At 75.8% G+C, this 5,695-nt stretch carries 5 protein-coding genes and 1 pseudogene; 5 read left to right on the top strand and 1 reads right to left on the bottom strand.

Features of this window, described 5'->3' with window-relative positions:
* From ACWCSD_RS46660 to ACWCSD_RS46645, 4 genes are all read left to right on the top strand, one after another.
* Positions 1-838: trypsin-like serine peptidase (locus tag ACWCSD_RS46660; RefSeq protein ID WP_449925252.1), on the top strand; the 838-nt coding region annotated here is incomplete at its 5' end.
* Between the two features lie 125 nt (positions 839-963).
* On the top strand, positions 964-2,211 hold the full coding sequence (locus tag ACWCSD_RS46655) for a hypothetical protein (RefSeq protein WP_449925249.1): 1,248 nt from the start codon (positions 964-966) through the stop codon (positions 2,209-2,211).
* Between the two features lie 4 nt (positions 2,212-2,215).
* Entirely contained in the window at positions 2,216-3,826 is a 1,611-nt protein-coding gene (locus tag ACWCSD_RS46650; protein ID WP_397160270.1) for a carbamoyltransferase, read from the top strand.
* A gap of 84 nt (positions 3,827-3,910) precedes the next feature.
* Complete coding sequence (locus ACWCSD_RS46645; protein WP_449925246.1) at positions 3,911-4,759, top strand: peptidogalycan biosysnthesis protein; 849 nt, start codon at positions 3,911-3,913, stop codon at positions 4,757-4,759.
* On the opposite strand, the gene ACWCSD_RS46640 is transcribed toward ACWCSD_RS46645, so the two are convergent.
* Positions 4,690-5,274, bottom strand: coding sequence for a carboxymuconolactone decarboxylase family protein (locus ACWCSD_RS46640; protein ID WP_449925243.1), 585 nt, complete (start codon positions 5,272-5,274; stop codon positions 4,690-4,692). The genes ACWCSD_RS46645 and ACWCSD_RS46640 overlap by 70 nt on opposite strands.
* Positions 5,275-5,486: 212 nt before the next feature.
* Here ACWCSD_RS46640 and ACWCSD_RS46635 point away from each other — a divergent pair.
* A pseudogene (locus tag ACWCSD_RS46635) lies at positions 5,487-5,695 on the top strand (Bcr/CflA family drug resistance efflux transporter); the annotation flags it as partial.

Below are 5,695 nucleotides of genomic sequence, written 5' to 3'. Positions count from 1 at the left end.
GACGCAGGGCACGCCCTGGGCCACGCGCGGCGTCGCGGGCAGCCGCCGGATCACGACGTCCTCCTGGACCGGCTCCCGGACCGGCGCGGCGGCCTCCTCGCTCGCCGGGAGCACGGCGGCGGCGGCCCGCCGGGCGGCGCCCGCGCAGGACAGTCCGGGCCAGGCGTGGGCGGACGGGGGCGGCGTCGCCCGCACGGTCGGCCGGGTCTTCTTCACCACCGCCGAGGGGCGTACGGCCTCCTGCTCGGGCACCGCGGTGACCAGCGCCAACCAGAGCGTCGTGATGACCGCGGGCCACTGCGTCAAGATGAACGGCGCCGCCCACCGCAACTGGGTGTTCGTCCCCGGCTTCGACGACGGCCGCCGCCCGTTCGGCACGTGGGTGGCCACCCGGCTGCTGACCACCCAGCAGTGGAACACCAACGAGGACATCAACTTCGACGTCGCCGCCGCCGTGGTCGCGCCCTTACAGGGACGCACGCTCACCGACGTCGTCGGCGGCCAGGGGGTGGCCTTCAACCAGCCCACCGGACGGCAGATGTTCTCCTTCGGCTACCCGGCCGCCGCCCCCTTCGACGGCTCCGACCTGGTGTTCTGCAGCGGACGGGTGTTCAAGGACCCGGTCAGGACCCGCGACCAGGGGCTGCGCTGCGCGATGACCGGCGGGTCGAGCGGCGGACCGTGGTTCGAGGGGTTCGACACCTCCAGCGGCCTCGGCTGGCTGAACTCCGTCAACAGCTTCAAGTACGACTTCGCCCCCGACTTCATGTTCGGCCCCTTCTTCGGCAACGAGGCCATGGCCGTCTACCAGGCCGCACAACGCTCCGGCGCCGCCTGACCACCGCCGGCGTCCGCTGATTGATCTGTTTTGGGCCCCCCGGCCGGTATTCCGGCCGCACGGCGGACGCTCTGACCCGGCGCACGAACGCCACCACGCCGTCAGGCGACCCACGGGGGACCACGTTGACCCAGACCAGTGCCGACGCCCATGCCGCCTCCCGCCTCCGGCCGGCGGCGGTGCTGCGGCTGCTGGCGGGGCGGGGCGCGTTCCGGGCCGGTACGCAGGTCGCCGCGGCGGCGCCGGCGGCCGTGTGGGACGGGGCGACGTTCGGCCACTACGCCACCGCGCTCGGGCTGTGCGGATGGCTGCTCCTGGTCGCGGACGCGCCGGAGAAGGCCGCGCTGAAGACGCTGGCGCGGGTCAGGCGGACCGGCCCTGCGGTGGCCAGGCTGACGGTGGCCATGTCCGCCGCGCCGGTCGCGGTGCTGCTGGCGGTGCTCGTTCCCGTGGCGGTGATCGCGCCGCTGTCGACGGCGGCCCTCTGTCTCGCGGCCGGGGCGTGGTCGGCCTGCACGGGCCTGCTGATGACGGTCTCCGGGCTGCACCGCGTACGCGGCCGGCCCGTGCTGGACACGATGGCCTTCGTGGCCAGCGGCGGCGTGGTGCTCGCCGTCACCGCCGCCACCCTGTGGACCGGCTGGCCGCCGCAGACGCACCTGCTGCTCGTCCTGGCCGGGACGGTCGCGGTGACCTGCGGGGCGCTGGCGGCGCTCCCCCGCGACTGGCTGCGCCCGCCTGCCGGTCATGGGCGGCGGGCGTTGCTGCGTCCCCTGTCGCGGGCCGCCTGGCTGCTGGGGGCGGCCGACCTGTGCGACGCGCTCTGCTTCGCGATCGTGTACCTGGTGCTCGGCGCCTCGGGGCGGGCGGGGCAGAGCGGCGTGCTGTATCTCGCGCTGCTGCCGGCGGTCGCGGTCTGCCAGCTCGTCATCTACCTGCTGCGGGTCGCGCAGCCGGCGACCTCGCGGCGGCTGCGCGGGCTCACCGGACGGGCCGGGCGGGCGCGGGCGGCACATCTCCTGGGCCGGGCCGGGTGGGCGGGAGGCGCCGTCGCCGTCGCCTGCGCGGCCCTGCTCCGGTGGGCTCCGGACGGGCTCGCGGCGTCGCCGGTGGTCCTGGCCGGGCTGGTCCTCGTCGTGCCGGCGCTGTTCCTGACCGTGATGTACGCGGCCTACCTGGTGGAGAACACGAACAACGACGTGCTCGTCGTGACGTCGGCGGGCGCGTTCGCCGGGCTGGTGGCCACCGCCTCGCTGGCGGTCGTCGTCGTGCCGTGGTCGGGGGCGGCCGGGGGCCTGGTGGCGCTGGCCCTCGGGGTGCCTGTGAAGGCCCATGTGATGCGCCGGATGCTGATCTCGCGGAACTCGGAGTGACGACATGTACGTGATGGGCATCTCCCGGGCGCACGACTCCGCGGCGGCGCTGGTGCGCGACGGCGAGATCGTGGCGTTCGCCGAGGAGGAGCGGCTCACCCGCGTCCGGCACGACGGCCGGTTCCCCCGCCGGGCGGTCGCCTACTGCCTGGAACAGGCGGGGATCGGGCTGGACGAGGTGGACCACGTGGCCTTCCACGGGCAGCGGACGGGCTCCCCGCCCGGCTGGGAGGTCAGGGAGGCCGCCGGGCACACCGGCCCGGCCGGGTTCGGGGTGCACCAGGTGGAACACCACCGCGCGTACGCGGCCGGCGCCTTCCACGTGAGCCCGTTCGACTCCGCCGCCGTGCTCACGATGGACGGGACCGGCACCTGCCTGGCCGTCGCCGACGGGGACCGGATCAGGCACCTGCGGCACGTCGGTCAGCCCCACTCGCTGGGCGCCCTGTACGCGGCGGTCACCGGCTACCTCGGCTTCCGTCCCGGCCTGGACGAGGACAAGGTGATGGCGCTGGCGGCCTACGGCGGCGACACCTACGTCCAGCCCTTCGCCGACCTGCTGCGCCTGACCCCGTACGGCGGCCACGAGCTGGACCTGAGCTGGTTCGAGCCGCACGCGGGCGGCGGGCGGCACACCGTCTCGGCGAGGTTCCTCGACGCCTTCGGCCCGCCGCCCCCGCCCGCCGGGAAGATGCTCACCCAGCACGCCGTGGACGTCGCCTTCGCGCTCCAGGCCACCCTTGAGCGGGCCGGGCTGCACCTGGCCCGATGGCTGCGCGAGACGACCGGGGCGACCCGGCTCGCGGTGGCCGGCGAGACCGCGATGAACCCCATGCTGAACGGCCGCCTGCTGGCCGAGTCCGGCTTCGAGGAGCTGTTCGCCCAGCCCGCCGCCGCCTCGCTCGGCGCGGCGCTGGAGGTGAGCGTCGGCCGGTACGGCCGGCCCCGCCCGGCGGGCGGTCACGTGTTCGCCGGGCCCGGCTTCACCGAGGAGCGCATGGAGAAGGCGCTGCGCGACGCGGGCGTGGACTACCGGCGGCCGGACGACATCGCCGGGCACGCCGCCGCCCGCATCGCCGACGGCCTGATCGTGGGCTGGTTCCAGGGCCGGACGGAGTGCGGGCCGCGCGGCCTGGGCAACCGCTCGCTGCTGGCCGACCCGCGCGACCCCACGTCCGCCGCGCGCATGAACGAACGGGTCAGGCGCCGGGAGCCGTTCCTGCCGCTCGCGCCGTCGTGCCTGGCCGAGCGGTCCGCGGACTACTTCGCCGGGGGGCATCCCTCGCCGGTCATGCTGCTCGGGTTCGACGTGCTGGACCACCGCCGCGGCGAGGTGCCCGCGATCACGCACGTGGACGGCAGCGCCCGCGTGCAGACGGTGAGCCGGGCCGCCAACCCGCTCTTCCACTCCCTGATCACCCGCTTCGAGGCGCTGACCGGCGTGCCGATGCTGGCCGGCGCCTCCTTCCGGGACGACGACGAGCCGATCGTGTGCACGCCCGAGGACGCCGTCGCCTGCTATCTCAGGACCGGCGCGGACGCGCTGGCCCTCGGCCCGTTCTGGGCCCGCAAACGCCGGACGGACGACCGGGCCGGCCGGGAGGCGGACCGATGAGCGGCGCGAGGTCCCTGCGGCCGCACCCGCCCCGGCCCGTCCTGTGGCGGGTGCTGACCGCAGGGCGGGCGGGCGAGGCGGGCGATGTACAGCGTTGAGGTGGCGGCCTCCATCGGCGAGGTCGGGGCCGGGGAGTGGGACGCGCTCGCCGACGGCGTGCCGTTCGTGCGGCATCACTGGCTGGCCCTGGCCGAACGCGTCCTGTCCGGGCACCGGCCGCGCTACCTGCTGGTCCGCAAGGACGGCGGGCTCGTGGCCGCGGCGGTGTGCGCGCTGGAGCACCGGCTGCACAACCCGGTGCTGGAGTCCCGGTTCGGGCGGCTGACCAGGAGGTGGCCGTTCCTCCAGGTCCAGGCGCCGATGACGGCGACGTCCGGGCTGCTGGGCGGTGAGGGGCCGCAGCGGCGGGTGCTGCTGCGGGCGGTGCGGTCGCTGGTCAGGCGCGAGCGGCTGCTGTTCTGCGTCGTCGACCACCTGCCGTACGCCGCCGGGCAGCCGGGCTACAGCCGCCTGGGCTGGTTGCCGGAGACGCTGCTGGACCTGACGTGGCCGTCGTACGAGGCGTACCTGGACCATCTGCCGCGCAAGAGGCGGGCCGAGATCCGGCGCACGCAGCGCCGGGCCGCGCGGGAGGGCATCGAGGTCCGGCCGCTGACGGCCGGGCCGGGCGGGGAGCCGGACCGGCTGCTGGACCGGCTGGGCCCGATGGTGGCCGCGGCCGCGCAGCCGGTTGTTCGCCGCCCGCAGCGCGATGGTCACCCGGCTCGTCGGCGGGCTGGGCCACCGCCTCGACCCGCCGCAGCTCCCGTCCCCGCCATCCAGCACGTGACCCAGGAAGGACGAGGGCCGGTGCGCGCCGCCGTTCAGCGCTCGCGGCGCTCCGGGGGGAGCTCGCCCGCGAAGACGCGTAGCTGGAGGGCCAGCGTGGCGTAGTAGCCGACCAGGGTGGTCAGCTCGAACAGGCCGCGCTCGCCGAGCGCCGCCGTGACCGCCCGGTAGTCCTCCTCGGCCAGCGTCCCCGTCCGGGTCAGCTCGCGGGCGGCGAGGACGGCGGCGCGTTCGGCCGGGTCGGCCAGGCCGGGCGGACGTCCCTCGCGCACCGCGGTCAGCTCGGCCTCGGTCAGGCCGCAGGACCGGCCCACCGCCTCGTGCGCGTCGCGTTCGAAGTCGCTGCCCCAGTGGGCGGCGACCACGAGGATCGCCAGCTCCCTGGCCCGGTCCGGCAGCACCGAGCCGTAGCGCACCGCCGCGCCCAGCGCCTGGAGCGCGCCGCCGACCGGCGGGCTCAGCAGCATGGCGTTGAACGGGCCGCGCAGCCGTCCCCGCTCGTCGGCGAGGGGGAAGACCTGAGGGCCCGCCGCCCGGGGGCCGCCGGTGATGGCGCGGTAGACCTCGGTCTGGGCGTCGTCCAGGTCTTCCGGGGGAAGGGCGGGCAGCCGGGCGGTCATGCGGTGCTCCTGTCTCGGCGACGCGGGCCACCCGGGCTCCGCCGGCGGGTGGACCTGCGATGACGTCTCGCGCTCGGGTGCCGGTGGCGCGGTTAGCCGTGGCCGGATCACGGAACATCCTAGGTCTCTAGCCGCGCGGCCGTCTTGGAGATCATGACCATGGAGTTCGCCACTCCCCACCGCCACCGTCACCGCCCGCCGGGGCGTGTCTCGTGACCAGGACCGGGGTGTCCGGGCCGCTGCTGGTCGTGCTCGGCCTGCTGTCGGCGGTGGCGCCGCTGGCCACCGACATGTACCTGCCCGTGTTCACCGACCTGGCGGCCGACCTGGGGACGGGCGCGGCCGGCGTGCAGCTCACGCTGACCGCGTTCCTCACCGGGCTGGCGCTGGGGCAGCTCGTCATCGGGCCGCTGTCCGACCG

The organism is Nonomuraea sp. NPDC001684 (genome assembly GCF_053596515.1).
The sequence above is the reverse complement of the archived record's forward strand: the minus strand, read 5'-3'. Positions and strand labels throughout refer to the sequence as shown.

Coding starts and splice junctions, on each gene's coding strand:
- ACWCSD_RS46650 (WP_397160270.1), top strand. CDS start 2,216: ATGTACGTGATGGGCATCTCCCGGGCGCACGACTCCGCGGCGGCGCTG.
- ACWCSD_RS46640 (WP_449925243.1), bottom strand. CDS start 5,274: ATGACCGCCCGGCTGCCCGCCCTTCCCCCGGAAGACCTGGACGACGCC.
- ACWCSD_RS46645 (WP_449925246.1), top strand. CDS start 3,911: ATGTACAGCGTTGAGGTGGCGGCCTCCATCGGCGAGGTCGGGGCCGGG.